A 24,587-nucleotide genomic window follows, 5' to 3' on the forward strand; every position below is an offset into this window, starting at 1 on the left:
AGTTGGTATTTTTGGTATAATGGGGTCAATTCAATCTAGTAATCAAAACAAGCGGGAGAACATGGTTAAAGCAAACTTAGTCAAAGACAATTTGATGGGCGATAAAATTGGTGTTTTTTTTGGAACCCTCGCGCCCATGCATATTGGGCATCAGGCCGAAATTTACAAAGCGGCGGCTCTAAACGATGGGGTGGTCGTGATTACCTCTGGCTACACTGGTGATCGTGGGGACCAGATTGGTCTTCCAGTTGAGAAGCGCTTTCGCTACCTTCGGGAAGCCTTTAATGACGAAAAAAGCATCAAGGTCGATTACATCAACGAAGATGACATTCCCCAGATGCCGAATGGTTGGCAAGAGTGGACGGATCGTTTGGTCAAAACGATTAAACGAAACATTAAAAATCCCAATGCCCACATCACTCTCTACACGGGAGAAGCCGATTATAAGTCAATGCTAGAAAAACTATTACCGAATGATGGCCATTGGTCCGTTTCATTGATGGATCGAACGATTTTGAAAGTTTCGGCTACGGCCGTTCGAAAGGATCCGCTTGGCAATTGGGATTACATTAACCGTGTCTTTCGTCGACATTTTGCGAAGAAAATCTTGGTCGTCGGGGCTCCACAAACTGGGAAGTCTACGTTAACTCGGCGTTTGGCCAGAACGTCGAACTCGCCGTTTTCATTGGAGTTTTCGAGGGCTTACCAGGAAAAGTCGAACGTGTTTGATTCAGAGCTGTTGTTAAAGGACTACACCCGCATTATTCAGGGGCAGTACGATGCGAACTCGGCTGAAATCAATTCACCGGCCAACAACGGACTGACTTTTTTTGATACCGATGCCATGGTGACCATGGCCGAAACAAGGGCTTGGTTACCGGACGAGGATGCGGCGAAGTTGAAGGCCCTCTTTGATAACACCATCGGGGAAGAAGAGCTGGATTTGATCTTGGTCATTCCGCCAGCCGTTGCGGTCACGAACGGGGCCGATGAAGCCCGGACAAAACTGTTTGATCAACACCTGTGGCAGGTGATTGAAGACTATGGTTTTGATGACAAAGCCGTTTTGCTTGACCGTGTTGGTGGGGCTGATGACCCTGCTGGCTACTACGCACGTTACTTACAGGCGTTAGAAATTATTGAAAAAAGAGTTGGGGTAAACCTGACAAAGGTTTGAGAAAGGTCTGCCGTTTGGCAGGCTTTTTAGCAGGCTTTTTATAAGAAATGAACGAAGGGGATGGTGAGTCACTCCCTTCGGGAAAGGAGGAAGTAATGGTCAAAAAGTACGCACAAGTTATCGTTGATGTGCCCACCCAGCAGACGAATCAACCCTATAGTTACTTGATACCTGCTGAATTGGCGGAGCAAGTACAAGCGGGTGTTCGTGTACTTGTGGCTTTTGGCCACCGGTCCGTTTTGGGCTACGTGGTTGGGTTGTCGGATGAGCTACCCAAGGATTTAACGGTTGATCAGCTGAAGGATGTGCTCACCGTCTTAGATGAACAGCCCGTTTTGTCAAAGGAATTGCTGGCTCTAGCCAAGGACTTGGCTGAAAAGAACTTTTCTTTTTGGGTTTCCTTCTTGGCGTTGATGCTGCCAACGGCGCTCAAAGCTGATTATCGGAAAGAATTAACGGCCCTTCCTGGGCTTTCAGATACTGATCGGGTGACTTATTTAGATGGCCAAAGTCGTCGTTTGGTGAAGACGAAGGACTTTTCGGCCAAGGGTTGGCGGACCATCCTTCGTTTGCAAAAGGATGGGGTACTGGCCGTTCGAAACGTCATCGAAAACAAGGGAAAGGTTAAGACACAATTAGCCTTTAAGGTGATCGATAATGAGGCTGAGTTAGCCGAAAAGGCTGACCAGATGAAGAGCGGGGCGAAGCAGCAACGGGCAATCTTGGACTTTGCCCTTGCCCATCCGGGTCAGACTTTTTCAAAGCAGGAATGGGGCGAATTGGTCGATGTTTCGCCTTCTTCATTAAATACCGCCGTTGGGAAAGGCGTTTTAGACAAGGTTCAGGTAGAAGTGAAGCGGCGACCGCTGGGCGCTGTTACCAGCCAAAAAGAAAGCGCTAAGACCTTAAATGACGAGCAGGAAAGAGCCTACACAAGGATTACAAAAGCCATTGAAAAAGACGACAACAAGGTTTTTCTCCTGGAAGGAATCACCGGTTCGGGTAAAACCGAAGTCTACTTGCAAGCCGCGCAAAAGGCCATCGATGAGGGAAAACAGGTACTGTTTTTAGTGCCGGAAATCGCCCTAACACCACAGATGCAAAAGCGTGTCCAGGACCGCTTCGGCGATCAGACTGCCCTCTTGCATTCGGGTCTTTCGAACGGTGAACGTTATGATGAATGGCGGCGAATCCAAGAAGGGGCGGTCCAAGTTGTTGTCGGCGCCCGTTCCGCGGTTTTTGCGCCACTGAATCGTCTTGGGCTGATTATCGTTGATGAGGAGCATGAAAGTTCCTACAGTCAGAGTGAAAATCCACACTATTCTGCTCGCGATGTTGCTTTCTGGCGGGCGAGTTATCACAATGCTCCGGTTGTTCTTGGTTCGGCAACGCCCTCCTTGGAGAGTCGGGCCCGGGCACAAAAGGGTGTTTATGACTTGTTGTCCTTGACGAAGCGGGCAAACCCGGAGGCACAGCTTCCCAAAGTTGACGTTGTTGATATGCGGCAAGAATTGCTGGACAATGGTGACACCAATTTTTCAAAGGAGTTGCTGGACAAGTTGAAGGAACACCTTGCTCGGGGAGAACAGGCGGTGCTCTTATTGAACCGGCGCGGTTTTTCCTCCTTTGTCATGTGTCGGGACTGTGGCTATGTTCCGAGGGATCCCAACTGTAATTTAGCAATGACTTTGCACATGGATACGCACACGTTGAAGTGTCATTATTGCGACTACCAGGCGCCAATCCCGCAAGTCTGCCCTGTCTGTGGTTCCAAACGGATTCGCTACTATGGGACTGGAACCGAAAAAGTCGAGGCGGAACTGCAAAAGCGACTGCCCGAATACGGAGTGATTCGCCTCGACCAGGACACAACCCGTAAGAAGGGGGCCATGGCTAAGGCGCTGGCTGACTTTGGTCAGAAGAAGGCGCAGATTCTCTTGGGCACTCAAATGGTGGCGAAGGGACTCGACTTTCCAGATGTGACCCTCGTTGGTGTGCTGAATGCCGATACGGGACTGGGATTACCGGATTTTCGGGCATCAGAAAAGACCTTCCAACTACTGACGCAGGTGGCTGGTCGAGCCGGCCGATCCAAGGCGCGTGGCGAGGTGGTGATTCAGACCTTTAACCCTGACCACTATGCCTTGAAATTTGCCCAGCAGCACGATTATGAAGGGTTTTACCGGCAAGAAATGGCCATTCGACATGCCGCGGAGTTTCCACCTTACTTCTACACGGTGCAAATCCAATGTTCGGATCCGGATGAGGCCAAAGTCGCCCTACAAAGTGCTAAAATCGCTGCCTGGTTGAAAAAAAGATTACCGGAAGATGTCTTGATTCTCGGCCCATCACCCCGTTCGATTGCCAAGCTAAAGGGACGGTACTTCTTCCAAATGATTTTGAAGATGAAGAAGCCGGATGAAGCGGATGAACAGTTACGAGAACTCGTTGATCGTTCGCAACATGCCGAGAAAGACTTTCGCTTGGAAGTTCGGCGGGACCCGGTTTCCTTTATGTAAGCGAAGACCTAAGGCTAGTCATTGTGCTGCCTTTGGGTCTTTTCTTTTATTTTTGTTATAATAAGAGCAAGTAAAATACTTGTAGAAAGCGTAATGAGGTTTCAAATACATGGCATTATCAATCGTTTTTATGGGGACCCCCCAGTTTGCGGTTCCAACTTTGGAGGCTTTGGCGGCCGATGATTCTTTTGATGTCTTGGCCGTGGTGACTCAGCCGGACCGCCCATTTGGTCGGAAGCGGCAATTGAAGGCGAGTCCAGTTAAGGAAGCGGCCTCGAAGCTCGGCTTACCAGTTTTACAGCCTGAAAAGATTTCGGGTTCTGACGAGATGGCAAAAATCATTGAATTGGCTCCCGACTTTATCGTGACGGCGGCTTTTGGTCAGTTCCTACCGGAAAAGCTACTGCACGCTGCCAAGTACGGTGCGGTCAACGCCCACGCCTCCTTACTACCTAAGTACCGTGGCGGCGCACCCGTCCACTACGCCATTATGAATGGTGACCAGGAAACCGGTGTGTCGCTGATGTACATGGTTAAAAAGATGGATGCTGGTGATGTTTTAGCAGTGGTTAAGGTGCCTATCACAAAAGACGATAATGTTGGGACGATGTTTACGAAGTTGGGCCAGGCGGCAGTCCACTTAGTGACCGATAATTTATCAAAAATCGCTAAGGGGGAGCTGAAGGGAACGGCGCAAAACTCTGATGACGTGACTTTTTCACCAAACATTGCACGTGATCAGCAGATTCTGCACTTTGATCGAGAAACCGCTCAGGAAATCGATTGGCATATTCGCGGTTTGTACCCAACCCATCCGGCGCACGCAGTGGCTGCTGGTCAAACCGTTAAATTCATTAAAGTGGCGCCTTTACAAGAAAAGACCGATGCAAAACCAGGTGTCATTACGCAAAAGGATAAGAAGCATCTACACCTGGCAGCTGCTGATGGCAGTCAATTAGCCGTTTTGGAGATACAACCGGCTGGAAAGGCTGCCATGCCGATTGCCGCCTTCTTAAATGGCGCTGGGCAGCACTTGGCGGTTGGCAATGCCTGGATTGATTTAGGAGAGGCCGATGCCTAAGAAAACGTTACGTTCCGATAATCCCCGTTTATTAGCTGCTGTGACACTGGCTAAAGTCAAAAACGGGGCCTATTCAAACTTACAATTAAACCAAATTATTAAGCAAAATCCCTTGAAGGACCAAGACAAGGGGTTGTTGACCTCGCTTGTTTATGGAACCATTCAATACCGATTGCTTCTGGAATATTGGTTGGCTCCCTTCGTTAAGGGTAAGAAAATGGAGCCTTGGTTGAAGGAGCTTTTGCTGACGGCGCTTTACCAGTGGCAAAAGTTGGACAGGATTCCCAAGCACGCCCTCTTTAACGAAACAATCGAAGTGGCGAAAACACTTGGTAACGTTGGGGCAGCGAAGTTCGTGACAGCGATTTTGCACAACATGGACCGTCATGGCCTACCTGATCCTGAAAAAATTCAAGATGACCTGAAACGGCTGTCCATTATCTATTCGGTACCTGTTTGGCTTGTCGAAGAATTACAAGACCAGGTTGGGACCGAAAAGACAGCCAGCATCTTGCAGTCCTTGAATCACGCGCCGGAGCAGTCGGTTCGTGTTAACACAGTCCGTGCGACTAAGGCACTGGTTCGAAAACAACTGGAAGATGAGGGATACACCGTCAGGGATGGCCAGTTGGCAACCGATGCATTGATTGTTTCTGGGGGTCATGTGGCTTCTTCGAAGGCTTATCAAGAAGGATTGCTAACAGTGCAAGATGAGTCTGCGATGCTACCCGTTGAGGCCATGCACATTGACCAAGGTGTGCGGTCTGTCTTGGATGCCGCGGCGGCTCCGGGTGGCAAAACAACGCAAATCGCACAGGATTTGCCTGAGGGAGCTTTTGTGACGGCTTTGGATATTCACCGACACAAAGTGCAGTTAATCGCGCAAAACGCTGCTCGCCTTGGTCTGGCTGATCGAGTGAGGGCGATGGAAATGGATGCCCGTGAAATTCCAGAAAAGTTAGCAGAAGACTTTGACCGAATTCTCGTTGACGCGCCTTGTTCTGGTTTGGGGTTGCTGCGTCGTAAGCCCGAGATTCGTTACGATAAAACGATGGATGATGTGCGTCATCTATCGAAGTTGCAATTGGCGATTCTTGAAGCAGCAGCCACAAAGTTAAAGAAGGGTGGGTACTTAGTTTACTCAACTTGTACCATTCTGAATCAGGAAAACGATGAGGTGGTGGCTGCCTTTTTGGCTAAACACTCCGACTTTATTCAGGTCAAGACGGAAACGAGCCGGTCTATTAAGCCTGCTCGTGAAACGCTGGCATTGAAACTCTACCCTGATGATTTTCAAACCGATGGTTTTTATATTGCAACCTTTCAAAGAAAGGACTAATCGCTATGGCAATTGCCTACCAAAGTGACAAGGGGCCGAAGCGCTCTGACAATCAAGATGCCGTGGGCGCTTTCTATAACCGCTCTGGCGATCCCTTAGTGTTGGTCGCTGATGGTGTTGCTTCACAAAAGGGCTCCAAAAAAGCCGCTCAATTAGTGATTCAAACGTTAGGGCGCGCCTGGGAACAGGTTACCTTCAGCGAAGATGAGCGGGTCAAGGAGTGGTTGATTCATCAAGCTGATTTGGCTAACCAAGCGATTCTACTGGTTGGCGAACACGATGAAGGGCGTAGCCAAATGGCGACCACTCTCGTTGTTGCCGTTTGTCTACCAAACAGAATCTTGGTTGCTAATGCTGGCGATTCGCGCGCGTACCTTTTGCGCCGGCACGAAGCGAAGCAGTTGACTTTTGACCATACATTGAAAAATGAGTTAGAAAGACAGTCTGGGCAACGTGTTTCTGAAAACATTCCTGAGAGTGATTCATTGACCCGTTACCTCGGTGTTAATCGTCAGGTTGATTTGGAATGGACGGTTGTGACGCCACAGGTGGGCGACTGGCTTTACCTGACATCGGATGGTTTGTCCAAAGTCCTGACTTTAGATGAGCAGCTCCAGATACTCCAACCAGGCATTCGCCGTCCTGGTAATCAGCCAGCGCTAGGGTCGGCGCTAGATATTGCCGAACGGTTAGCTGCGCTGACCAAAGCGGCAATTATGCGAAACGTTCCAGATAACGTCACCTCCTTGCTTGTCACGAACTTAACTGAAGACGAGCAAGACGGTCGCAAGCAGCAGTTAACCAAGACGGTTGAGGTCCCAAAGAAAGCAACGGAAGTGTTTGTTAAGAATGGATTGAAAGGAAGGTTGGACTAATGGAAGCAGGAACCATCATTGATAACCGCTATCAAATTGTTCGCCCATTGGGTGAAGGCGGAATGGCTAATGTTTACCAAGCTTTCGATACCTATTTGAAGCGAGACGTCACGCTGAAAATGATTCGCTTAGCCATTCAAAATAATCCGGAGGCCCTTCTTCGTTTTCAAAAAGAAGCCAAGGCGGCAACGGCACTGATAAATGACCACATCGTGCAGCTATACGATGCCGGGGAATCTGATGGTTGTCCATACTTGGTGATGGAATATGTGGATGGGATGGATTTGAAAGCCTATACCAAAAGCCATTTTCCAATTCCTTACCAAGAAGTGGTCGACATTATGGAACAGGTTCTTGACGCGGTTACCGCAGCCCACCAAGCGGGCATCATCCACCGTGATTTGAAACCCCAGAATATTTTAATCGATCAAAAGGGGCACGTTAAGATCACGGACTTTGGAATTGCCTTAGCTCAAAAACGAACGGGTCGACAGCAGGGACAGGAGCCGATTATTGGCTCAATTCACTATTTAGCACCCGAATTGACGAGGGGGCAGAGTGCCTCGCAGAAGTCTGATATTTATTCGTTAGGGGTGATTTTATACGAATTGCTGACGAATAAGTTGCCTTATCAGGGGGATTCCGCTGACCGTATTGCTTATCAACACGCCGAGGTGCCGATGCCCTATGTGCGTGACTTTGATCCGCAGATTCCGCAACCCCTTGAAAACGTTGTGCTCCGGGCAACGACTAAGGATGCTAAGGACCGATATTTTTCAACGAAAGCGATGGCGGAGGATTTAAAGACCTCGCTTTCAAAACGTCGGGCTGGTGAAGGGCGCTTTGTTCCGGAAGCTTCGGACGAAACGAAACTCGTCACACCAGATTGGACGGCCCATCCCTTTGTTGAGGGAGATCCGGACGATGCTGAAGCTGACGATGAGCAAGCGAACCGCGATGTGAAAGAGCAAATTATCGATCTCGGGAAACAGGGTTATTCTGTCAAGAACATTGCTGTTCGAGTCGATCGGACACCAAAATATGTTCGCCAGATTTTGAGTGAGAACGGAATTAAGTTCCGTTCAAACAAGAAATGGTACGTGCTCGGCTTTGTTGTTTTCTTGTTACTGCTTGGTCTCGGTAGTTTTGCCTATGCCGAGAATAATTATGTGACGGTACCAGATGTCACTAACCAAGCCGAAAGCACTGCCAAGAGTAAGTTGGGTAGTGCTGGTTTAGATGTATCATCCACGACAACGGCTAGTTCCAAGTCAGTGGACAAGGGGGATGTCATCAAACTAAGCCCTGGCGCTGGTCGTCACGTTAAGAAAGGCAGTTCGGTTCAACTGGTGATCTCATCAGGAAGTGCCACTATCACGTTATCGGATTACACGGGTTGGACCTATTCAAGTGCGGCTAATCAGTTGAGCAATAAGGGGATTACCGTCAAGAAGAAGACCGAAAATTCCAACAGTGTTGCTTCCGGTCAAGTGATTTCCCAGTCAATTGCCGCTGGGTCGGCCATTGATCCATCGGATAGCACTGTCACGCTGACCGTTTCAGATGGACCGAAGACCATTACTTTACCCGACCTTACGGGGCAAAGTCAGCAGGCGGTTCTTGATTGGGCAAACGATAACCAGGTGTCGTTGAATTTTGATATACAAGATTCGAATAAAACGGCGGGGACTGTTATTTCACAGTCACCAGTGGCAGGTTCAAAGTTTGGACTCGATAAAACATTGAAAGTCGTGATTTCTTCAGGAAGTAGCTCAAACTCGACAACTACTTCAAGTAGTAGTGCAAGTAGTTCAATGAGTACAACCAATCGTTAATTTTAAAAAGGATTCCCCATGGGGAATCCTTTTTTATTAGAATGCCAACTCCAGACCCATGGTATAATGGGGCTATGAAAACAGGAAGAATTATTCGGTCTTTGGCCGGTTATTATGATTTGATGCTGTCCGATGGGTCCGTTGAACGAACACGGGCTCGGGGACAGTTTCGCAAAAATGGTCAAAAGCCTTTGGTTGGCGATTGGGCCGATTTCGAATCTGAAAACGGGGAGGGCTTAATCTGGTCTTTACATCCTCGGGAAAATAGCTTGGTGCGTCCGCCTATTGCGAACGTTGATTTGGCCATCGTGGTGACGTCTGTCATTGAGCCGGCTTTTTCACAGAACTTGTTGGACCGACAGTTGGTGGCGCTTGAAGCCGCCAAAGTTCACCCGGTTTTGTACTTTTCAAAGCTGGATTTACTATCGGAAACGGACCAAGTGGCCTTTCAAAAGCAAGTTCAACTGTATGAAACGATTGGCTATACAGTGATCTTTTCAACGGATGATTGGCGAAATACCTTTCAGTCCTTACTAAAAAATCAAGTGGTCGTTGTCATGGGTCAAACCGGGGCTGGGAAATCAACGTTCCTCAATGAATTAGCACCAAATTTGAAGTTAGCGGTTGGTGAAGTTTCCCAAGCACTATCACGGGGTAAGCACACGACGCGTCAGGTTTCGTTGATTCCGGTAAAGGTTTACCAAACCTTAATCGCTGATACGCCTGGCTTTTCGTCCTACGAGGTCTTTGATTTTCCGGCGGAAGAACTGGGGGATTATTTCCCAGAAATTCGCCGAGTGGCACCGAACTGCCGTTTTCGAACTTGTTCGCATTTAAATGAGCCTGGCTGTGCCGTGAAAGAAGCGGTCGAGCTTGGCAGCATTAGTGCAGCGCGCTATAATAGCTATGAATTGTTTTACCAGATTATTAAGGGCAAGCGGCCTGTCTACCAGAAGAATTCTTCAAAGTGGAAACAGGATCGCTTAAATTAACTTTTGAGAAGAAAGAGGAAAGATATGGCTGGAATTATTGCTCCATCAATTTTGAGTGCCGACGTGACCAAGCTTGGCGATGACGTGACTTTGGTCGAAAAGGCTGGTGCAAAGTATTTGCACATTGATTTAATGGACGGTTCTTTTGTCCCTTCGATGGCTTATGGACCTGCATGGGTCAAACAACTTCGTCCGATGACTAACCTATTCTTGGACGTTCATTTGATGGCTGTTCACCCAGAAAACCATGTGGAAGCACTAGCTGAAGCTGGCGCTGACCTCATTGGGGTTCACGTCGAGGCAACGCCACACATTCACCGTGTCCTTCAAATGATTAAGAAGGCTGGCGTAAAAGCGGAGGTTGTGATTAATCCGGGAACGCCGGTGTCCGCCATTGTTCCCGTTTTGTCGATGGTTGATCAGGTATTGGTCATGACGGTTAATCCTGGTTTTGGTGGACAAGCCTTCCTGCCTGAAATGGTTGATAAAATCAAGGAATTGATGGTTTACAAGAAGGAACTTGGCTTGGACTTCGATATCGAGGTTGATGGTGGTATTAACAATGAAACGGCTAAGCTAACTGCTGATGCAGGAGCGAACGTTTTTGTTGCGGGTTCATACGTTTATGATAAAAAAGACCCAGCTGCTAAGGTGCAGACATTGTTAGAGGTCACGAAATAAAGAGCGCCATAAGGCGTTAGCGAACTGACTTTCGGTTCGCTTTTTTTCTAGGAGGAGTTATGCGAATTAATGTCTTGGCTGGTGGGCCAAAAGAAAACCGTCCTGATGATTTGTTTCAGCAACCTGGTGAGTGGGTTGGTGCTGATCGCGGTGCTTATTTTTTAATGGAAGCTGGGATTCATCCCCTCTTTGCAGTGGGCGACTTTGATTCGCTTTCGGAAAAGGAACGGCTTGAGTTAGCGGACTACCAACGCAATCGCGGTTTTGAGTCTTATCCGGCTAGAAAAGATTACACTGACACTGCCTTAGCGGTTCAGTATGCCATGAAAGCCGGGGCGGATGAGATTGTCTTGTATGGTGCAACAGGAGGGCGGTTGGATCACGAGCTTTCAAACTTAACCATTCCGTTGTTGCCTGGATTTGCTGGCTTGGTCGGCCGTTTTTCAATTGTGGATGCACAAAACACCATCACTTATGTCGATCACAGCCACAATGCTGTCAAACGACTTCCTGGTCACCATTATCTTGGTTTTATGCCATTAGGTATAGTTGATAATTTTTCAATTATCGATGCGGAATACCCATTGACCTTAAAGGAAAATAGCGGTATCATGTACTCATCGAATGAATTTGTTGGGGGATTGGTACATGTTTCGATTGAACGAGGCATCGTACTGGCGACCCAATCAACTGATCGGAGGTACTGATAAATGGCAGTAACAGCATTAACAGACGCGAACTTTGAAGAAAAGACAAAGACCGGTGTTTCAATCACTGATTTTTGGGCGGTTTGGTGTGGTCCTTGCAAGATGCAATCACCTGTAATGGATGCATTGTCAGAGGATGATTCACTGAAGGACGTCGCTTTTTACAAAGTCGATGTCGACGCCAATAAGCAGGTACCAGCTGACTTTGGTATCCGTGCCATCCCAACAATGGTGGTCATGAAGGATGGCCAGGCGGTTGAACGTTTGACTGGCTTTCACAACAAGGAACAGTTGAGTGAAATTTTGCATAAATATGCTTAATATCTTGCCAAAGTGCAAATGCTCTGGTAAAATACTGTATTGTTGATAAGAAGAGCAGGCACATCGTGCGGCTCGGATAGGAGGGTCACACATGGCAAAAGATGCAATTAACGGTGCACGTACCCGTTTTGGTAACCAACGTTCACACGCCTTGAACTCAAGTCGTCGTAGCTGGAAGCCAAACTTGCAAAAGGTAACGGTTAAGATTAACGGTTCCGCACCTAAGAAAGTTTACTTGACTGCACGTACTTTGAAGGCCGGTTTGAAGAACGGCTCAATCGAACGTGTATAAAAACCACTCCACTGGGTGGTTTTTTTATTTTATAAGACACACTGTCCTTTATGCTCTTTCGTTTTGGGGCTTTTCCCTAATCATGTTAAAATAAGTAGTAAGTAATTTGAAAGGAAAAGTGGAGCATGCAACACAGCTTCACACGACAAATACGATGGCAATTAAAATTCGAACAAAGAACGGTGATGTCACGGTTGGAAACGACGTAATCGCATCTGTTGTTGGTGGGGCAACCATTGCTAACCCTGGTGTGGTTGGTATGGCTTCTCGTTCCGCTTTCAAAGATGGCGTTAACCAGATTCTAAACCGAGAGAACTATGGTCGTGGTGTTGTGGTTTCACAGCAACCACAGGGGCTGACGATTGATGTCTATATCGTTGTGCAACACGGCATGAAGTTGGCTGACATTGCGGCTTCGGTTCAAAGTCGCGTGAAGTATTATTTAAATGCCTACCTAGGCCTACAAGTACCTGAAGTGAACGTCATTGTTCAAGGGATTGAAACCGAGGATTAAAAAATGACTGAAAAAATCACCACCATTACGCCGCTCGTTTACGGTAAAATGGTTAATGCGGCGGCAGCTAGGTTGTCTGCTAATGCTGAAAACATTAACAAATTAAACGTTTTTCCTGTGCCGGATGGCGATACGGGGACGAACATGGCGCTTTCGATGGCTTCTGGTGCCGAATATGAACGAGCATCGCAAGACCAAAGTGTTGGATTGCTCTCAAAAGCAACGGCTAAGGGCTTGTTGATGGGGGCTCGTGGTAACTCTGGTGTCATCTTGTCTCAAATTTTCCGTGGGATGGCTACGGCGATGGCGGACAAGGAAACTTTGTCAGCACGAGACATGGCCGATGCCCTGATGGAAGCGGCCAAGGTAGCCTATAAGTCCGTGATGAAGCCAACCGAAGGAACCATCTTAACGGTCATTCGAATGGCGGCCACCGAGGCCGATCAGGCAGCCAGTGCTGGCGATGATCTACCAACTCTAATGACAAAGGTGAAAGAAGCTGCTCAAAAAGCTTTGGATTCCACACCCGACCTTCTTCCCGTGTTAAAGGAGGTTGGCGTTGTTGATTCTGGTGGACAAGGGCTGGTGATGGTTCTTTCAGCCTTTACGGACGTGGTGTTGGGGACGTTTGATGATAAGAATCTAACAACGCCCGATAATGCTGAATTAGACCAAATGGTTTCGAAACTGCATGCTGGTGCACAGGCTGACGAATCGTTGAACCCTGAAGATATTAAATATGGTTACTGTACAGAAATCATGGTTGATTTGGCTGAGGGGACGACTTGGGACCACAAGTTTGATTATGATACCTTCTACAACTTCATCGCCGATAAGGGGGATTCTCTCCTTGTCATCAACGATGATGATGTTGTTAAAGTGCACGTTCACACCGAAGATCCTGGAACAATCATTCATTGGGGAACTGAATTTGGTTCCCTTCGCAAGGTCAAAGTCGATAACATGCGTGATCAGCAACAAGCGGTGATTGATCGACAGGAAGAAGAGAAGCAAGAAGAACGGGCGGAGGCTAAGCCTAAGAAGGCTCCTAAGCTAGCTGTTTTTGCTGTTGCTTCAGGAAAGGGAATCGAAAAGCTGTTTGATTCGCTGGGTGTCTATCAGGTGATTACTGGCGGACAGACGATGAATCCTTCTACGAAGGATTTTGTGGATGCGATTACGGCGTCTGGTGCCGAACAAGCCATTATTTTGCCAAACAATTCAAACATTTTCCTGGCTGCTGATCAAGCCAAGGAAGTGGCGGGCGTGCCCGTTTCGGTTGTTAAATCTCGCTCGATTCAACAAGGTTTGACGGCCATGCTAGGTTACAATCCCGACGCCACTCTGCTTGACAACGAGCAGGATATGACGGCGGAATTGGACACCGTTGTATCGGGGGCTGTGACGCAAGCGGTGCGCGAAACGACTTTGAAGGGTCATGACATTAAGAAGGGTGACTGGCTCGGCATGAAAGACGGCGAGATTGTTGTCGTTGGCAAGAAATTGGTCGAAACGGCGAAATCCCTTTTGGAACAGATGTGTGATGATGATTCTGAAATCGTTACCATTATCTCTGGTGAAGGTGCTAAACCTAAGGATGAAAAGGCCTTAGAAGAAGCGGTTTCCGAAATTGATGATGACCTTGAAATTGAAGTTCATGATGGTGGTCAAGCACTGTATCCATTCCTCTTATCCGTTGAATAAATTTATAAAAAAACAGGACGCGCGTTTTGCACGTCCTGTTTTTATTTTTTTAAAAAATGGCTGAAATGGCCGCGTAAATGGCGGTTCCAACGAAGACGATGACCATAAAAAGAGCCATGAAAAGCGTCCAGCGCTGGTAGCGGGTTTTCTTTTTCTTTTCGACCTTTGGAAGTGGCTTTTTGGCAAGTTGGCGGTTCACTTCGTCCTCTAGTGCCTGATCAACAGTGGGGGAGACAGGGGCCTTTTCGGCTACCTGTTTCTTTTTCTTCTTTAGCATAGTTTCGCAACTCTCCTGAATTTACTAGGATTATCTTAACATAGCTCCTCCTAAAATTGAAATTTACCGAACGGCTTGGTAAAGTGTTTACGAGGTGAAAACAAATGGTTTGGTATTTTTGGGCTGGTCTTTGGCTGGCGGTGTTACTGTTATTAATGATTTGGCGCTTTTTGTACCGTGCCTTTCCGTGGCTGTCTTTTGTTGATTTGGCGACTTTACCAACGTGGTTGGCCCTTTATTTTGTTGAGGGGGCGGCTTTTAACCGTTCGGATATTTTGGCGGTGATTGTGGCCTACCTCGTTATCGGTGGCTTCTGGGTCTTTTTACGTTTGGGAAAGAACGGACTAACGGTGACTGGCTTTCTTCACCAATTCTGGCGCATCTCAGGCCTGGTGGCGATACTACTGTTGCTGATCACCGTTTTTGCTTCATTGATACTGGTACATTAATTAAAATAGGGAAACTTCCCCACCTGGACAAAAAGTTGATTTATCAACCTTTTGTCCTTTTTTGTTGCCTTAATTTAAAAAAGTCTTAAAGAAAAGTGGTGGAAAGTGGGGGAATGTGGTAAATTGTATTTAAGTAATCCACAGAAGGGAGGAGTGGGCCATTATGTTCATGGGCGAATCAACACATAACTTAGATCCCAAGGGCCGGCTCACGATTCCTGCGAAGTTTCGAAACCAACTGGGTGAGACTTTCGTCATTGCGAAGTGGATGGAACATTCACTTCGCGCCATGCCTCTGGATGTATGGAATAAGCTGGAAGAACAGTTGAATAATTTACCAATCGGGAAAAAAGACGCCCGAGCTTTTAAGCGCTTTGTGATGGCTGGTTCCATGCAGGCGGAATTTGATAAGCAAGGGCGAGTCATTATTGCCTCGAATTTAAAAGAGCATGCCAAACTTGAAAAAGAAGTTGTGGTGACCGGTGTTGGCGATTCTTTTGAAATTTGGTCAGCTGATAATTGGCAGGCTTATACGGAAGAAACCGCTGAAAACTTCGATGACATCGCCGAAGGATTGGTTGATTTTGACTTTTAATGGGCAGTTGTCCCGTGACACCTTGTGACTGACTTTGAAAGGAGGCCGGCAATGACATTTGAACATATTACCGTTCTTCAAAAAGAGGCGGTCGATTTACTTGATGTAAAACCTGATGGTATTTACGTTGACGCTACCTTAGGTGGGGGTGGGCACACCGGTGTTGTGCTGTCACGGTTAACAACTGGACGCCTGTACTCCTTTGATCAGGACGAAACGGCCATTGCCTACAACAAGGAACAGTACAAAGATGAGATTGCAGCCGGTAAGTTGGTGTTAATCTTTAATAACTTTCGTACGCTCCGTGCTTCACTCGCTGACGAAGGGGTTGAGTACGTTGATGGTGTCCTTTATGATTTGGGCGTTTCTTCTGTTCAATTTGATCAAGGAGACCGTGGCTTTTCATACAACCACGATGCGCCACTTGACATGCGGATGGACCAGCGGCAGGAGTTGACGGCGAAGACGATTGTCAATGACTGGCCTTTTAATGATTTGGTCCGTGTGTTGACTCGTTATGGCGAAGATCGTTTTGGTAAAGCCATTGCTCGAAAGATTGAGCAAGCTCGCGAACAGGCGCCAATTGAGACAACTTTTGACTTGGTGGAAATCATTAAGGAAGCCATTCCAGCACCAGCTCGGCGACATGGTGGACACCCAGCGAAGCGGTCTTTTCAGGCGTTACGCGTCGCGGTTAATGATGAACTGGGTGCTTTGGAAGATTCCCTTGGCCAGGCGTTGGATTTGCTGGATCAGGGTGGTCGTATTGCGGCCATTTCCTTCCAATCGCAAGAAGACCGGTTAATTAAGCAAATGTTTAAAGAAAAAACACAGCTACCAGACTTACCGCGCGGTTTGCCGATTATGCCGGATGAAATGGCGCCTGACTATAAGCTCCTAACACGCAAGGCAATTAAGCCAAGTGAGAAGGAACAACGAGAGAACCATCGTTCCGCATCTGCTCAATTACGTGGTATTGAACGCCTACGGGTTCAATGAACGGGTAACTTTTGAAACAGAGAATGGCAACGACTATTGATTAAAAAGGAGAGAAGCGAATGGCACAAAACGCCTATCATTACCAAGATGCAGCACGCACAGTTCCCAAGCGACCTGCGCAAGTAAAAACAAAGGCTAGAAAACGTTATCAACCGGCCGTTTGGACTAAGCAAGAACGTTCGCTGGTCATTGTGATGGCGGTAACGGTTCTCTTCATGATGTTAGCGACGGTTTGGACCACGGTATCGATGCAACGTGTTGAGGCTAAAAACCAAGCCGTTAGCCAGAAAATCGACAAGGTAAAGGAAGAAAACGATTCCTACCGTGGGGATATTCAGGCAAAGACGAACAAAGATAACTTGGAAAAGGTTGCGAAATCAGCTAACATGGAGCAGAGCACCACGAACGTTCGCAATGTTAATCAATAACCATGAAAAAAAATAAAAGACGACAACTCGGAAAACGAATCACAGGTAACGCAAAAAAATTTGGTCTATTTTTAGGCCTTTTTTCGTTGATTATTATTGTGATAATGGGTGGTCGTCTTTTTAAAATTGCTGCCATTAAAAACGTCAACAACCATGACTTATCAGCGGCAACCCGTTTGACTTTCATGCAAAAGTCGACGGTACCAGCTACGAGAGGACAGATTCTATCCTCGAATGGATCAGTGCTTGCTGATAATTCAACTGTCTACGATATGTATGCTGTCTTAAATAAAAAGCAAAAAGTGAATGGTAAACCCGACTACGTCACGGATGCTAAAAAAACGGCTGCTGCATTGGCACCCATTTTAGGGGCGGATGAAAATGATTTGTACCAACAACTTTCGTCTAATAAGTTGCAAGTTGAATTGGGAACAAAAGCCAAGAATCTTTCGGTTGACCAATACAACCAAATTAAGAAATTAAAGCTGTCTGGAATTAAATTTACTGCACAACCCGCCCGTTATTATCCAAACAATCGAATGGCTTCCCATATCATTGGCTTAACGAATTCGGTTTCAAATAACGTTGGTCAGAAAACGTTGAACGGCGTTTTGGGGATTGAAGCCTATAAAAATAAGTCGCTGCGAGGTAAAGATGGACTGACCACGACTTTGGGATCAGAGGTTCAGGATAGCAAAAAGAACCAGGTTAAGAATGGCGATAACGTCACGCTAACCATTGACGAAAAATTGCAAGCGACGCTTGAAAACCGGATGGATGTTTTGTATGCCGGTACCAAGGCCAAGTCTGCTGCGGCTTTCGTTATGGAGGCCAAGACAGGTAAAATTGTGGCGGCCACCCAGCGGCCAAACTTTGACCCGAATACGCAAGATGGTTTGTCGGATGCTTGGGAAAACATGCTAAACCAGGCAGCCTTTGAACCTGGTTCAACAATGAAAACCATTACGTTGGCAGCTGCTATCCAAGAGAAAAAGTGGCAACCAAATGCCACCTACCAATCCGGTACTTTAAACATCGATGGTCAGAAAGTCACCGATGCCTTCGGTAACAATGCTGGTGTACTCACTTATCGTCAGGCCTTTGAACGTTCTTCCAACGTTGGATTTGCTAAGATTGAGCAATCATTGGGAGCCAAAACCTGGAAATCCTATCTTGATCGCTTCCACTTCCTCAAAAAGACGGGAATGGAATTACCAAATGAGCAAAGCGGATCAATTTCATTTGAACAGCCAATTGATCAGGCAAACACTTCGTATGGACAGGCCATTCGAACGACACCTGCCCAAATGTTGCAGGCGTATTCAGCTTTTGCAAATAAGGGGACGATGGTCAAACCATACCTCGTGCAGAAAACGACGGATCCAACGACTGGTAAGACAGTGTCTGCTGGTAAGACTGAGAAGGTGGGCTCGCCTGTCTCAGCAGCGACAGCCAAGGAAGTGCTTTCAAACCTTGAAGGGGTGGTCAATGCTGATGACGGAACGGCCAAGCAGTACTCCCTTTCGGATGCTGGTTATCAAGTAGCGGCGAAAACCGGAACGGCGCAGATTGCTGAAAATGGAAAATATCTGGATGGTTTGACGAATGCTGTTCACTCCGTCATGGCGCTGGTTCCAGGTGATGACCCACGTTACATTATGTACATCGTTGTCCGTCAGCCACAGGTCTTTCCAGATGCGAACATTCAAATTACCCTAAATAATGTCTTCCGACCAGTGATGCTTCAAGCCCTCAATGATGAAGATTCCACAGTGAAATCGGCCACCAAGACCATTGAAATGCCGGACGTTCGGGGGCAATCCGTACAGGATGCCGAAAAATCATTGAGCGATTTGGGCATGAAAGTTGCCTCAATTGGAAACAGCGGAAAGGTGACCGCACAGTCGATTAAGGGCGGTCAATCAGCCGTGAAGGGGCAACTTGTGTTGTTGACAGCTTCTGGTCAGTCGACAGTGCCAGACTTTACCGGTTGGACAAAAAATGAAATTTTGTCATGGGGAAACCTTGCGGGTGTTAAAATGAACTTATCTGGTTCTGGTTTTGCGACAAAGCAGTCCGTTAAAGTTGGAACGGAGACATTTGATAATCAAACCATTGAAATTACGTTTAAAGAGAAGGGTTAGGCAATGCTTGTATTAGAGTTTCTTTTGGGGATGGTGCTCACCGCAGTCATCATGCCAACGGTTATTAAAAAGTTGAAACAGAGTAAGGAGCAGGCGGTTATTCGTGTGCTCGGACCGGATCATCAGCAAAAAGCCGGAACACCGTCACTTGGTGGAGCGGTTTTCGGTCTGGTGACCTTAATTATCGTCTTTTGTTTGCCAAGTACTTATCATGATAGTCGTTCGTTGACAACTATTTTGGCTTTGTCTGTTGGCTTTGCTTCCTACGGATTAATTGGGGCCGTTGATGATGTTTTGAAGTTGGTTAATCACGCTGACGATGGTTTTGCTTTTAAGCCCAAGTTATTGGCTCAGACTGTTTCGGCCTTCTTGGTGATGCTGTTACTCTGGGCAATGCACGTGCCGGCCGGGTTAAACTTACCTTTCGTTGGGGTTGTTTATCTTGGTGTCTTTTACTTGGTCTTTCTTTGGTTCTGGTTGGTCGGCTGGTCAAACGCCACCAACTTGACGGATGGATTGGATGGGTTATTGACCGGCTTGGCCTTGATTGCCTACGGTGCCTACACCCTCATGGCCGTCCGTGCCGAAAATTGGGCAATGGTTTCCTTCAACATCGTTTTAATGGGGTCCTTGGTTGGTTTCTTGCTTTTCAACAAGCCAAAAGCAAAGATCTTCATGGGTGATACGGGTTCCTTAGCCATTGGGGCAGGTTTAGCGGTTGAATCAATCCAATTGCACGCCGTCATTTCCCTACTAATCATTGGTTTGGTCTTTGTCATTGAGACACTGTCGGTCATTATTCAGACCATTTCATACCACTTCTTCAAAGTGCGTGTCTTTCCGATGGCACCCATTCACCACTCCTTTGAGAAATTTGGTTGGTCTGAATGGCAAATTGACACAGCCTTTTGGCTCTTTGGATTGGGCTGCGCTCTAATTGGGTTATGGCTCTTCTAACTATAAGGTGGCTCGCCACCGTACATAATTGAAATAAAAAATAAGGGGGAAGTACATGACAGCCTTAGCGTTTCATGGGAAAAAAGTATTGGTTCTAGGATGGGCCAAGTCGGGTCGTGCGGCAGCCAACCGTTTGGTTCAGCTCGGTGCGAAGGTGACGGTGGCTAATCGCGATGCCATCAAGGAAGACGACGATGTGTTGGCTTTGAAAAAAGCGGGCGTGACTTTTATTGAAAACGATGGGCCAGATGCGCTAGTGGCAAACACCGATTACGTCGTTAAGAACCCAGGTATCTTTTATAATCACCCCTTAGTTGAAAAGGCTGAATCCTTGGGAGTGCCTGTCTTAACAGAGGTAGCGGTCGCACTCTCGACTTTTACAGGTCGTTTGATTGTCGTGACGGGATCGAACGGGAAGACGACGACCACTTCGTTGCTTGGTTTGATGCTTCAACATGATGCCAAACAGGGAAAAGTCGTGATTGCAGGAAACATCGGAACGCCGGTTTGCGATGTTGTTGGGGACATGACAGAAGCGGATACGCTAGTGCTTGAATTGTCGACTTTCCAGTTAGTCGGGATTCCAGAAATTGCACCAGACATTGCGGTGATTACCAACGTCTTTGCTAACCACTTAGACTTTCACCATAATCGAACCAATTACTTAGCGGCAAAGGAACGGGTTGCCATTCATCAACGGGCGGATCAAACCTTGATTTTGAACGGTAACGGTAAAGATACAGCGGCGATTGCTCAAGTGACGAAGGCCCAGGTTTTGACCTTCAATCCCGAAGACCAATCCGCCTATGCGCATGAAACGGCTGGGGACTTAATTTTGAATGGTCAGGATCTGATGCCCTTTGACCAAGTCAAGTTAGTCGGCCGGCCAAACTTGGAAAACGCCTTGGCCGCCACGGCAGCGGCGACTGTTGCTGGTTGTGATTTCGAAGCGATGCGCGCTGTGTTGAAGACTTTTGCAGGTGTGAAGCACCGTTTGGAGTTTTTGTTTAAAGATAATGGTGTGATTTATTACAACGACTCCAAAGCAACGGACATTGAAGCCACGCAGGCGGCTTTGTCTGCTTTTAAGGAACCAACCATTCTATTGGCTGGTGGCTTGGATCGTGGCGATGATTTGAACCGGCTCGTGCCGGATTTGGGGAATGTGACCCAGGTCATTGCTTTTGGGCAAACTAAGGACAAAGTAGTTGAGATGGCCAAGCAGGCAAATTTGCCGGTAACCGTGGTCGAAAACGTAGAAGAGGCAGCACCACTTGCTGTTAAGATGGCTCAGCCGGGTGATGTCGTTTTGCTCTCACCTGCTGCTGCATCTTGGGACCAATATCCCAACTTTGAAATTCGCGGGGACAAGTACGTTGCCGCATTGAAAAAAGCTTTAGGAAAGAAGGATTAATCGATGAAAGTCATGCTATCAGGTGGCGGTACTGGCGGCCATATTTATCCAGCTTTGGCACTTGCCGACGTGATTAAGGAAAAGGAGCCGGAGACAGCGTTTCTCTATGTTGGCTCTTTTCGCGGTGTTGAAAAAAACATTGTTCCTAAGACGGGTATTCCATTCAAACAATTACACGTGCAAGGCTTTAAGCGGTCATTGTCACTCGATAACTTCAAAACCGTTTGGTTGTTTTTGAAGGCGGTCAAGCAAGCGAAAAACATCATCAAGGACTTTCAACCAGATGTTGTTGTGGGAACTGGTGGTTATGTTTCGGGTGCGGTGTTGAAGGCAGCTCAGGAACTACATATTCCAACGGTCATTCACGAACAAAATTCAGTGGCTGGTGTGACGAATAAGTTTTTGGCAAAGGGTGCCACGAAAATTGGCATTGCTTTTCCAGATGCCGAAGCTTTCTTTCCAGCAGGGAAAACCGAGTTGATTGGTAATCCACGGGCCCAGGAAGTAGCGAAGATGCAGTCTGATTTTTCGTGGAAGACTTATGGCTTGTCCGATGATAAAAAAACGCTCTTGATTTTTGGCGGCTCTCAGGGAGCGCCTGCCATTAATTTAGCAACCCTAGAAGCCATTCCAGCTTTTAACAAACGAGACTACCAAGTGGTTTTGGTTGCTGGTCCAAAGCGCATCGATAACTTCATGCGCATGCTGGATGAGCAGGGAAAGATTTTATCCGCTAACATTAAAGTCCTCCCATACATCGATAACATGCCGGCCGTGATGCAGAAGGCCTCCGTCTTGGTATCACGTGCTGGTGCTACCTCGATTGCAGAATTAACTGCCTTGGGTCTGCCCTCGATTTTGGTGCCGTCACCATTCGTCACAGGTGATCATCAAACCAAAAACGCCAAGTCGCTTGTCGATGCAGGCGCCGCACTGTCGATTAAGGAACCTGATTTGAACGGTGAAAGCCTCGTGAAGGCTGCCGATGCACTATTAACCAATGATGCGCAGGCTAAGGCTATGGAAGGTCAATCGAAAAAAGTCGGTATCCGAGACGCGGGGGACCGATTCTACCACTTGATTAAAGAAGTGATTGATTAGGAGAAGACCGTGCAAGAAAACGTCCGTGGGATAACAAAAGAAAATTTCTTAACCAGTGCCTGGTGGGCCCTGGCTTTTTTTGCCATGGCAGGGATTTTACTTCTTGTTTGGCGTCCGTGGGCCACGATTACAACGGTTACAGTTGATTCAGGTAATATCCCAACTGAAACCATTGAAAAACAAATCGGTCTTCACCAAGGAAGTAAGCGCTATGGCGTTTATCTACAAGAGGGTTTTCTCGAAAGAAAATTGCAAAAAGCAAATAGCAAAGTGTCAAAGGCTGATGTTTCACTGAAGGGACAAAAAGTCACCATCACGGTTGCTGAAAAGATTAATGCAGGCTTTATTAAGGAAAAAGGTCACTGGTACCAGTTAGATTCGAACGGTAATAAGCAGCAGGTTGCTAAGCCAGATGGTCGTGGACCGGTATACACAGGCTTTAAATCAGACAGTCAGGTGAAGAAAGTAGCGAAATCTGTTTCGTCACTTGATAAAGTCATTCGGGATGACATTGGCGAGATTCAGTTTGCTCCTGACAGCAACAACGACAGCAAACTGATTCTTGTGATGAACGACGGGAACACCGTGTATGCTAGTCAAAAAACAATGGCGGAAAAAATGCGTTATTACGGTGGAATTGCCCAGTCGATGACTCAGTCTGGAATCATCGATTTACAAGTTGGTTCGTATTCCTATGCATACGGGTCGTGAAGGTGAGAAAATATCCAAGGAATTCGCTTGAAATCCTACCAGACCGGCTGTCAATATGTTAAGATTATCTTTAGGTTTAGTTTAAAATTTTATTAAAAAAGGGGTAAGTGCATGACCCAAGATGGCATGATAGTTGGATTAGATATCGGAACAACCATGGTGAAAGTGGTTGTTGCCCAGAATAATGGTGGCCGATTCAACGTCATTGCAACGGGTTCGGCAGCCGGAGCAGGTTTGAAACGTGGTGTAATCGTTGATATTAACCAAACGGCAGAAGCGATTAAGCAAGCCGTTTCCCAAGCAGCAGCAAAGGCAAATGTTCGTATTGACGAGGTGGTCGTTGGACTGCCAGCTAACCAAGTGACGATTCAAAAAGTTTCCGGCTTGGTTTCAATCGAAAACCAAAACAAACAGATTACAGGACAAGATGTCGTGAATGTGACGACGCAGGCTTTGGATTCACTTTCATTAGCCGAACAAACGCCGGTTGAATTCATTCCAAGCCAATTTGTCGTGGACGGTTTTGACGGCATTAAGGACCCAACGGATATGATTGGTGTCCGGCTTGAAGTTCAGGGCTTGGTATACTTAGCACCAAACAAAGTGGTTGATGGTATTAAGACAGCTGTTAAAAAAGCTGGCTTACACATTACTGCCCTTGATTTGGCGCCGATGGCTCTGGCACCTGCTTTTCTTTCCGACGCTGAACAAAACTTTGGCGCGATTTTAATTGATTTAGCCGGTGGACAATCAACCGCCTCTGTCATTCACGATCACAAGGTCAAGTACATGACGGTTGATTATGAAGGTGGTGTCTCAGTTACTAAAGACATTTCAACCGTTTTGAGTATTTCACAAAACGAGGCCGAAGCAGTCAAGGTAAAGTATGGATCAGCTGATCCTGAGCAAGCTTCACCAGAACAGATTTTTTATGTTGATGCTGTCGGTCGTTCCGAAAAGAAGCCGGTTGACGAACAATATCTTTCTGAAATCATGGCTGCCCGTTTTGATCAGATTTTTGATCGTTTGGATCAACAACTTGATAATGTCGGTGCCGATGACTTGCCGGGGGGTTACATCATCACCGGTGGCTCTGCCGCCACGCCAGGGTTACTGGCAAAAGCTCGTGAACACTTCGGCGAAAATGTTCAGGTGGCCCGGCCCAACCAAATTGGCTTGCGCCACCCATCATTTGCACGCGCATTGGCCTTTGCTTCCTACGAAGCATTTCAGTCAGAATTACAACGAACAATTAAAGCGGTCGTGATGGGCAAAAAGGGTTATCAAGCAGTTGAAGCAAAACCCTACCATCAACCCAATAAGGGTGAAGAGCTCATTCAAACGACTGAAAAAGACGAAACATATATTGACGAAGAAGTTCCAAAGGAAGGCATCTTTAAACGGATGAAAAATTCTTTGAGTTCACTATTTGCCGAAACAGACGACGAAGACTAACCATTCCAAAGGAGTATTTT

General features: G+C 47.0%; 24 protein-coding genes. 23 read left to right on the forward strand and 1 reads right to left on the reverse strand.

Features of this window, described 5'->3' with window-relative positions; genetic code table 11:
• The first annotated feature begins 61 nt into the window (after positions 1–61).
• The 13 genes from ACSYSL_RS00310 (at position 62) to ACSYSL_RS00370 (ending at position 14,037) form a co-directional block, all read left to right on the forward strand.
• On the forward strand, positions 62–1,177 hold the full coding sequence (locus ACSYSL_RS00310) for an AAA family ATPase (protein ID WP_491708684.1): 1,116 nt from the start codon (positions 62–64) through the stop codon (positions 1,175–1,177).
• A gap of 95 nt (positions 1,178–1,272) precedes the next feature.
• Positions 1,273–3,696 carry a primosomal protein N' gene (gene priA / locus ACSYSL_RS00315; protein WP_491708685.1) on the forward strand — a complete coding sequence of 808 codons (2,424 nt, stop codon included), beginning with the start codon at positions 1,273–1,275 and terminating at the stop codon, positions 3,694–3,696.
• 109 nt (positions 3,697–3,805) lie between these two features.
• A complete protein-coding gene (gene fmt, locus ACSYSL_RS00320; protein ID WP_491708686.1) occupies positions 3,806–4,777 on the forward strand; it encodes a methionyl-tRNA formyltransferase in 972 nt (323 codons plus the stop codon).
• Positions 4,770–6,116, forward strand: a complete 1,347-nt coding sequence (gene rsmB / locus ACSYSL_RS00325; RefSeq protein ID WP_491708687.1) for a 16S rRNA (cytosine(967)-C(5))-methyltransferase RsmB — start codon at positions 4,770–4,772, stop codon at positions 6,114–6,116. Before fmt ends, rsmB begins: the two co-directional genes overlap by 8 nt.
• Before the next feature lie 5 nt (positions 6,117–6,121).
• On the forward strand, positions 6,122–6,991 hold the full coding sequence (locus ACSYSL_RS00330) for a PP2C family protein-serine/threonine phosphatase (protein ID WP_491708688.1): 870 nt from the start codon (positions 6,122–6,124) through the stop codon (positions 6,989–6,991).
• Positions 6,991–8,826 carry a Stk1 family PASTA domain-containing Ser/Thr kinase gene (gene pknB / locus ACSYSL_RS00335; protein WP_491708689.1) on the forward strand — a complete coding sequence of 612 codons (1,836 nt, stop codon included), beginning with the start codon at positions 6,991–6,993 and terminating at the stop codon, positions 8,824–8,826. Before ACSYSL_RS00330 ends, pknB begins: the two co-directional genes overlap by 1 nt.
• A gap of 74 nt (positions 8,827–8,900) precedes the next feature.
• Positions 8,901–9,818 (forward strand): ribosome small subunit-dependent GTPase A, encoded by a 918-nt coding sequence (gene rsgA, locus ACSYSL_RS00340; RefSeq protein ID WP_491709088.1) that lies wholly within the window; start codon positions 8,901–8,903, stop codon positions 9,816–9,818.
• A 24-nt stretch (positions 9,819–9,842) separates the two neighbouring features.
• Positions 9,843–10,499, forward strand: a complete 657-nt coding sequence (rpe, locus tag ACSYSL_RS00345; RefSeq protein ID WP_338342363.1) for a ribulose-phosphate 3-epimerase — start codon at positions 9,843–9,845, stop codon at positions 10,497–10,499.
• Positions 10,500–10,558: 59 nt separating this feature from the next.
• Positions 10,559–11,206 carry a thiamine diphosphokinase gene (locus tag ACSYSL_RS00350; RefSeq protein WP_491708690.1) on the forward strand — a complete coding sequence of 216 codons (648 nt, stop codon included), beginning with the start codon at positions 10,559–10,561 and terminating at the stop codon, positions 11,204–11,206.
• A gap of 3 nt (positions 11,207–11,209) precedes the next feature.
• Positions 11,210–11,527 carry a thioredoxin gene (gene trxA / locus ACSYSL_RS00355; RefSeq protein WP_010691570.1) on the forward strand — a complete coding sequence of 106 codons (318 nt, stop codon included), beginning with the start codon at positions 11,210–11,212 and terminating at the stop codon, positions 11,525–11,527.
• Positions 11,528–11,618: 91 nt separating this feature from the next.
• Positions 11,619–11,819, forward strand: coding sequence for a 50S ribosomal protein L28 (gene rpmB / locus ACSYSL_RS00360; RefSeq protein WP_010691569.1), 201 nt, complete (start codon positions 11,619–11,621; stop codon positions 11,817–11,819).
• A 154-nt stretch (positions 11,820–11,973) separates the two neighbouring features.
• On the forward strand, positions 11,974–12,333 hold the full coding sequence (locus tag ACSYSL_RS00365) for an Asp23/Gls24 family envelope stress response protein (protein ID WP_029489887.1): 360 nt from the start codon (positions 11,974–11,976) through the stop codon (positions 12,331–12,333).
• A gap of 3 nt (positions 12,334–12,336) precedes the next feature.
• Complete coding sequence (locus tag ACSYSL_RS00370; protein ID WP_491708691.1) at positions 12,337–14,037, forward strand: DAK2 domain-containing protein; 1,701 nt, start codon at positions 12,337–12,339, stop codon at positions 14,035–14,037.
• A 49-nt stretch (positions 14,038–14,086) separates the two neighbouring features.
• On the opposite strand, the gene ACSYSL_RS00375 is transcribed toward ACSYSL_RS00370, so the two are convergent.
• Positions 14,087–14,314, reverse strand: a complete 228-nt coding sequence (locus ACSYSL_RS00375) for a DUF4044 domain-containing protein (protein WP_010691565.1) — start codon at positions 14,312–14,314, stop codon at positions 14,087–14,089.
• 104 nt (positions 14,315–14,418) lie between these two features.
• Here ACSYSL_RS00375 and ACSYSL_RS00380 point away from each other — a divergent pair, with 104 nt between their 5' ends.
• The 10 genes from ACSYSL_RS00380 to ftsA all read left to right on the forward strand — a co-directional run bounded on the left by ACSYSL_RS00380 (position 14,419) and on the right by ftsA (position 24,567).
• Complete coding sequence (locus ACSYSL_RS00380) at positions 14,419–14,763, forward strand: hypothetical protein (protein WP_491708692.1); 345 nt, start codon at positions 14,419–14,421, stop codon at positions 14,761–14,763.
• 163 nt (positions 14,764–14,926) lie between these two features.
• Complete coding sequence (mraZ, locus tag ACSYSL_RS00385; RefSeq protein WP_187753201.1) at positions 14,927–15,358, forward strand: division/cell wall cluster transcriptional repressor MraZ; 432 nt, start codon at positions 14,927–14,929, stop codon at positions 15,356–15,358.
• Between the two features lie 51 nt (positions 15,359–15,409).
• Positions 15,410–16,357, forward strand: coding sequence for a 16S rRNA (cytosine(1402)-N(4))-methyltransferase RsmH (gene rsmH / locus ACSYSL_RS00390; RefSeq protein WP_010691560.1), 948 nt, complete (start codon positions 15,410–15,412; stop codon positions 16,355–16,357).
• A gap of 59 nt (positions 16,358–16,416) precedes the next feature.
• Entirely contained in the window at positions 16,417–16,785 is a 369-nt protein-coding gene (locus ACSYSL_RS00395; protein WP_187753202.1) for a cell division protein FtsL, read from the forward strand.
• A gap of 86 nt (positions 16,786–16,871) precedes the next feature.
• Positions 16,872–18,929: a penicillin-binding transpeptidase domain-containing protein gene (locus ACSYSL_RS00400; RefSeq protein WP_491708693.1), complete on the forward strand. Its 2,058-nt coding sequence runs from the start codon at positions 16,872–16,874 to the stop codon at positions 18,927–18,929.
• A 3-nt stretch (positions 18,930–18,932) separates the two neighbouring features.
• Positions 18,933–19,886, forward strand: a complete 954-nt coding sequence (gene mraY, locus ACSYSL_RS00405; RefSeq protein WP_010691557.1) for a phospho-N-acetylmuramoyl-pentapeptide-transferase — start codon at positions 18,933–18,935, stop codon at positions 19,884–19,886.
• 55 nt (positions 19,887–19,941) lie between these two features.
• The gene (gene murD, locus ACSYSL_RS00410) at positions 19,942–21,300 is read left to right on the forward strand and encodes a UDP-N-acetylmuramoyl-L-alanine--D-glutamate ligase (protein WP_338345719.1); all 1,359 of its coding nucleotides are present in this window, start codon (positions 19,942–19,944) and stop codon (positions 21,298–21,300) included.
• A gap of 3 nt (positions 21,301–21,303) precedes the next feature.
• Complete coding sequence (gene murG / locus ACSYSL_RS00415) at positions 21,304–22,401, forward strand: undecaprenyldiphospho-muramoylpentapeptide beta-N-acetylglucosaminyltransferase (RefSeq protein ID WP_491708694.1); 1,098 nt, start codon at positions 21,304–21,306, stop codon at positions 22,399–22,401.
• 9 nt (positions 22,402–22,410) lie between these two features.
• Positions 22,411–23,112 carry a cell division protein FtsQ/DivIB gene (locus ACSYSL_RS00420; RefSeq protein ID WP_338342354.1) on the forward strand — a complete coding sequence of 234 codons (702 nt, stop codon included), beginning with the start codon at positions 22,411–22,413 and terminating at the stop codon, positions 23,110–23,112.
• Between the two features lie 111 nt (positions 23,113–23,223).
• On the forward strand, positions 23,224–24,567 hold the full coding sequence (ftsA, locus tag ACSYSL_RS00425; protein WP_491708695.1) for a cell division protein FtsA: 1,344 nt from the start codon (positions 23,224–23,226) through the stop codon (positions 24,565–24,567).
• Positions 24,568–24,587 lie beyond the last annotated feature (20 nt).

Source organism: Fructobacillus sp. ESL1129 (genome assembly GCF_058507945.1).

What these genes read in the sequence shown, in the direction of transcription:
- ACSYSL_RS00310 (WP_491708684.1), top strand. Translation starts at nt 62, where the DNA reads ATGGTTAAAGCAAACTTAGTCAAAGACAATTTGATGGGCGATAAAATT.
- priA (WP_491708685.1), top strand. Translation starts at nt 1,273, where the DNA reads ATGGTCAAAAAGTACGCACAAGTTATCGTTGATGTGCCCACCCAGCAG.
- fmt (WP_491708686.1), top strand. Translation starts at nt 3,806, where the DNA reads ATGGCATTATCAATCGTTTTTATGGGGACCCCCCAGTTTGCGGTTCCA.
- rsmB (WP_491708687.1), top strand. Translation starts at nt 4,770, where the DNA reads ATGCCTAAGAAAACGTTACGTTCCGATAATCCCCGTTTATTAGCTGCT.
- ACSYSL_RS00330 (WP_491708688.1), top strand. Translation starts at nt 6,122, where the DNA reads ATGGCAATTGCCTACCAAAGTGACAAGGGGCCGAAGCGCTCTGACAAT.
- pknB (WP_491708689.1), top strand. Translation starts at nt 6,991, where the DNA reads ATGGAAGCAGGAACCATCATTGATAACCGCTATCAAATTGTTCGCCCA.
- rsgA (WP_491709088.1), top strand. Translation starts at nt 8,901, where the DNA reads ATGAAAACAGGAAGAATTATTCGGTCTTTGGCCGGTTATTATGATTTG.
- rpe (WP_338342363.1), top strand. Translation starts at nt 9,843, where the DNA reads ATGGCTGGAATTATTGCTCCATCAATTTTGAGTGCCGACGTGACCAAG.
- ACSYSL_RS00350 (WP_491708690.1), top strand. Translation starts at nt 10,559, where the DNA reads ATGCGAATTAATGTCTTGGCTGGTGGGCCAAAAGAAAACCGTCCTGAT.
- trxA (WP_010691570.1), top strand. Translation starts at nt 11,210, where the DNA reads ATGGCAGTAACAGCATTAACAGACGCGAACTTTGAAGAAAAGACAAAG.
- rpmB (WP_010691569.1), top strand. Translation starts at nt 11,619, where the DNA reads ATGGCAAAAGATGCAATTAACGGTGCACGTACCCGTTTTGGTAACCAA.
- ACSYSL_RS00365 (WP_029489887.1), top strand. Translation starts at nt 11,974, where the DNA reads ATGGCAATTAAAATTCGAACAAAGAACGGTGATGTCACGGTTGGAAAC.
- ACSYSL_RS00370 (WP_491708691.1), top strand. Translation starts at nt 12,337, where the DNA reads ATGACTGAAAAAATCACCACCATTACGCCGCTCGTTTACGGTAAAATG.
- ACSYSL_RS00375 (WP_010691565.1), bottom strand. Translation starts at nt 14,314, where the DNA reads ATGCTAAAGAAGAAAAAGAAACAGGTAGCCGAAAAGGCCCCTGTCTCC.
- ACSYSL_RS00380 (WP_491708692.1), top strand. Translation starts at nt 14,419, where the DNA reads ATGGTTTGGTATTTTTGGGCTGGTCTTTGGCTGGCGGTGTTACTGTTA.
- mraZ (WP_187753201.1), top strand. Translation starts at nt 14,927, where the DNA reads ATGTTCATGGGCGAATCAACACATAACTTAGATCCCAAGGGCCGGCTC.
- rsmH (WP_010691560.1), top strand. Translation starts at nt 15,410, where the DNA reads ATGACATTTGAACATATTACCGTTCTTCAAAAAGAGGCGGTCGATTTA.
- ACSYSL_RS00395 (WP_187753202.1), top strand. Translation starts at nt 16,417, where the DNA reads ATGGCACAAAACGCCTATCATTACCAAGATGCAGCACGCACAGTTCCC.
- mraY (WP_010691557.1), top strand. Translation starts at nt 18,933, where the DNA reads ATGCTTGTATTAGAGTTTCTTTTGGGGATGGTGCTCACCGCAGTCATC.
- murD (WP_338345719.1), top strand. Translation starts at nt 19,942, where the DNA reads ATGACAGCCTTAGCGTTTCATGGGAAAAAAGTATTGGTTCTAGGATGG.
- murG (WP_491708694.1), top strand. Translation starts at nt 21,304, where the DNA reads ATGAAAGTCATGCTATCAGGTGGCGGTACTGGCGGCCATATTTATCCA.
- ftsA (WP_491708695.1), top strand. Translation starts at nt 23,224, where the DNA reads ATGACCCAAGATGGCATGATAGTTGGATTAGATATCGGAACAACCATG.